The sequence below is a fragment of the Lishizhenia sp. genome, from assembly GCF_033720595.1.
Taxonomy (GTDB): Bacteria; Bacteroidota; Bacteroidia; order Flavobacteriales_D; family Crocinitomicaceae; genus Lishizhenia.
The window spans coordinates 1-4,101 of the sequence record NZ_JAWWCF010000225.1 but is presented as its reverse complement, the minus strand read 5'-3'; the positions used below and the strand labels follow the sequence as shown (position 1 = coordinate 4,101).

4 protein-coding genes are annotated in these 4,101 nt (G+C 37.1%); all 4 read left to right on the top strand.

Translation table 11 applies throughout. From position 1 onward, the window contains the following. The coding region (locus tag R3333_RS12920; RefSeq protein ID WP_318959188.1) for a type IX secretion system membrane protein PorP/SprF at nucleotides 1-388 on the top strand (388 nt) is incomplete at its 5' end. Nucleotides 389-467: 79 nt separating this feature from the next. Beyond that, nucleotides 468-2,492 carry an SUMF1/EgtB/PvdO family nonheme iron enzyme gene (locus R3333_RS12915; protein WP_318959187.1) on the top strand — a complete coding sequence of 675 codons (2,025 nt, stop codon included), beginning with the start codon at nucleotides 468-470 and terminating at the stop codon, nucleotides 2,490-2,492. Between the two features lie 54 nt (nucleotides 2,493-2,546). Further along, entirely contained in the window at nucleotides 2,547-3,836 is a 1,290-nt protein-coding gene (locus R3333_RS12910) for a UDP-N-acetylmuramoyl-tripeptide--D-alanyl-D-alanine ligase (RefSeq protein WP_318959186.1), read from the top strand. 1 nt (nucleotide 3,837) lies between these two features. Further along, the coding region (locus R3333_RS12905) for a hypothetical protein (protein WP_318959185.1) at nucleotides 3,838-4,101 on the top strand (264 nt) is incomplete at its 3' end.

Here is a 4,101-nt window from a genome sequence, read left to right as displayed (position 1 = left end):
CGTAGGAGAAAGTAAAATGCCGATTCGTTACAATGCACACGTTGGAGCTAAAATTCCTTTAGGATCTAAATCACAATACAGAAATGTAACGACGATTATGCCTAACGTTATTTTCCAGTACCAACAAGGTTTTGTTGAATTGAACATAGGTACCTACGTTAAGTACGGTGTGTTTACGGCAGGAGCATGGTTAAGAAATAGAGATGCATTTATTTTAAGTGTAGGTCTAGAATCAGACAACTTTAAAGTGGGGTACAGTTACGATGTTACTGTTTCTCAGTTAAATAATGGTACTTCCGGAGGAGCACACGAAGTTTCTCTTGGATTGAACATTAACTGTACGAAAAAACCACAAAGATTCAGAACAATTAGTTGTCCTTCATTTTAATAAAAAAAAGATTGTAACGTTTATTTGATTAATCGTTATTGAAAGTAAATTTGCAAGAATTAAATTAGAAACTATAGATATGAGAATTCTAAAATATATGTTCGGAGCAGCAGCCTTAGTTGCTTTGGTAGTTTCATGTAAGGTGAATGATTCCTCAAGTTCTACGGGATGGGAATACAACAACCCAGAAATGGGAGGTTTCGAAAAAGCACCTTTCGAAGAACAAGAACAAGGTCCAGGTTTAGTACTAGTAGAAGGTGGTACTTTTACGATGGGTAGAGTGGAAGATGATGTAATGAAGGATTGGAATAACCGTCCGAGAAGAGTTACTGTTTCTTCATTTTACATGGATCAAACAGAGGTTACTAACTTCCACTGGTTAGAATATCTTTATTGGACAAAGCGTGCGTACGAAACGTACCCAATGATTTACAAAAATGCTTTGCCTGATACGCTAGTATGGAGATCTCCATTAGCATTTAACGAGAAATATGTTGAGTACTATTTACGTCACCCAGCTTACAGAGACTACCCAGTAGTTGGTGTTTCTTGGTTACAAGCTAACGAATACTGTAAGTGGAGAACGGACCGTGTAAACGAATGGATTTTAATCCGTGAAGGTTTATTGGAATTCGTTCCAGATCAAGCAGACGGTGAAACATTTAATACAGAGTCTTACTTAGCAGATCAGTACGATGAAGGTGTTATAATGGAAGATCAATTAGATGACTACAATCCAAATAACCTAACAGGTAGAAAAGGAAATAAGCCAGGAAAGCGTAAAGTGAGAATGGAAGATGGTATTTTATTACCACGTTACAGGCTCCCAACTGAAGCTGAATGGGAATTTGCTTACTACGGTTTAATCGGAAACTTGCAAAATGAAAATGCAGAGTTAATTACAGAAAGAAAACAATATCCTTGGAACGGACACTGGGTTCGTCAGGATAACGAAGAGTTTACAGGAGCAATTAGAGCGAACTTCGTAAGAGGTAGAGGTGACTACATGGGAGTTGCTGGTAACTTAAACGATGCTGCTGATGTAACAGCACCAGTTACGGCATACTGGCCAAATGATTACGGTTTATACAACATGGCTGGTAACGTTGCGGAATGGGTATTAGACGTATACAGACCATTGTCTTCTGAAGATTTTGATGAATTCAGACCATTTAGAGGTAATGTTTTCAAAACAAAATTATTGAACAACGAAGGTATTGTTGACGCGAAGAATCAGCAAGTAATGTATGATGTTCACGGTATGAAAGAATACTTGAACGAATTTGAAAGAGTACGTTACCAAAGAATTTCAGCGGACTTACACAATCCAGAGGATACAGTTATTCCAGTTGGAATTAACAAAACAAATGAGTCTGAGTTCCCTGTGAAAAGTGGTTATGCTCCAGATCCATTCTACGTATCTCAAGGATTTGTAAAAGATTCAATTGAATTATCTATCATCCGTCAAATTAACGAAGTATTAGATATTGCTGTTGACAGAAAGAACAGAAAGTATGATATCGAAGCTTCAATGATTGTTCAAGAGAGAATTTTTGATGAGATTTTTGCAGATGAGTTAAGAGAAGGACCAGACGGAGAAGTTTATGCCTTTGAAATTATCTCAATCTTAAGAGATGGATTTAGAGAGTTTATTGAAGATGTACCTGGAAGATTAAGATACAGAAATGTAACGGAGGAGGAGAACATCGGTAGATTGAACTACAGAAGAGATGACTACATTGATTACTTAGATGGTGACATTGAGAGTTCTATTTTCTATGATAACGAAGAACGTAAGAACGATATCAATCAGGCGAAGAGAAACCCAGATTTGATTATGTACCAGAATACTTACGAAGAGTACAACTTGTCTGGACAGAAAGTGAAAGCGGGTGGAGCAAATACTGCTGCTTGGCCAACAACTTTGATATCTGATAAGTCAAGAGTATACAAAGGTGGTTCTTGGAGAGATAGAGCTTACTGGTTAGTAGGTGGTAACAGAAGATTCTTAGACGAGGGACAAGCAACAGATTACATTGGATTTAGATGTGCAATGGATAGAGTTGGTTCTCCAGTTGGATTAGGTTACCAAGATCAGAAGTAATTTAAAATAAAATTAATAAGCCCTGGCATTAGAGTGTCGGGGCTTTTTTATGCTATGGAAAAATTGTTTGAACTATTCTATACGTGCAAAGGAGTAAGTATAGACACAAGAAAGTTAGAGGAAGGAGTGATGTATATTGCTCTAAAAGGTGAAAATTTTAATGGTAATAATTATGCCGTTCAAGCAATAGAAAACGGTGCCAAATATGCGATTGTAGACGAAGTTGAATTTGCCAATGGAGAGGATATTCTATGGGTAGAGGATGGACTTCAATTTTTACAAGCTTTGGCCAATTACCATAGAAAGAAAATGGGAATACCTGTGCTTGGGATTACTGGGTCTAATGGTAAAACTACTACCAAAGAATTGATCAATACTACCTTGTCTCAAAAATACAATACACTTGCAACAGAGGGGAATTTGAATAATCATATTGGTGTACCCTTAACACTTTTAAAACTGCGAGAACATCATGAGTTTGCAGTGATAGAAATGGGGGCCAATAAACCCGGTGATATTCAAGAATTGTGCAGTATTGCAGCGCCAGATTTTGGAATTATAAGCAATGTGGGTAGAGCGCATTTAGAAGGCTTTGGTTCTCTAGAAGGAGTGATTAGAACAAAGACAGAGATGTACAGGTATATTGCGGATAATGCTTCAGCTGAAAGTGTTTTGTTCTGTGATTACGAGAATGAAGTATTGAAGGAAAACCTGCCCAAAGATTTGAAATGTATTTTTTACAATGGAGGAGATGTTAAGGGTGAATTACTTGCGCTCACACCTTTTGTAGAAATGAAATACAGTTATGACGCGTACACATCACCGTTAATAAAAACAAGGATTATTGGTGAGTACAATTACCTTAATCTTTTGTGTGCGGCAGCAGTGGGACATTACTTTGGTGTTTCAGACAGCGGCATACAGTCTGCGTTGATGAATTACATCCCAAGTAATAACAGATCCCAAGTAGTTCAAACAGACAAACAAAATACATTGATACTTGATGCCTATAATGCTAACCCGAGCAGTGTAAGTTCTGCGTTGTTGAGTTTTGCCAAAATGCAGGCTAAGGACAAAGAAAAACTAGTTGTATTAGGGGATATGCTAGAACTAGGAGACGAAAGTATTGATGAGCATCAAAAGATTGTTGACTTAGTAAATGAGCTTGAACTTAAAGCTTATTTTGTTGGACCGATTTATGCTTCTTTAGAAAAGAACTTAGTGGCCTTTGCTACCAAAGAAGAAGCGAGTGAATATTTACAGAGTCAGGCAGTGGAGAACAGACTAATATTATTAAAAGGGTCAAGAGGTATTGGTCTTGAAACATTAAAGGAAATTGTATAACATGAAGAAATTACTAGCAATAGGAGTGGGGATATTCGTAAGTATCCAAGTAATGGCTTGTAGCTGTATGAAACTAGGTAAGTTAACAGAGGAAGCTTATAGTCAGTCAACAGATATATTTATTGGAAAAGCCGTTGAAGTAGATACTCTTCTAGAGAAGAATTTAATTTCAATTCGTTTTAAGGTAAAGGAGTCCATTAAAGGGGCAAAAGTGAAATATATCGAGGTGACAACTCCTATGAGTTCGGCAGCTTGTGGCTTGTAT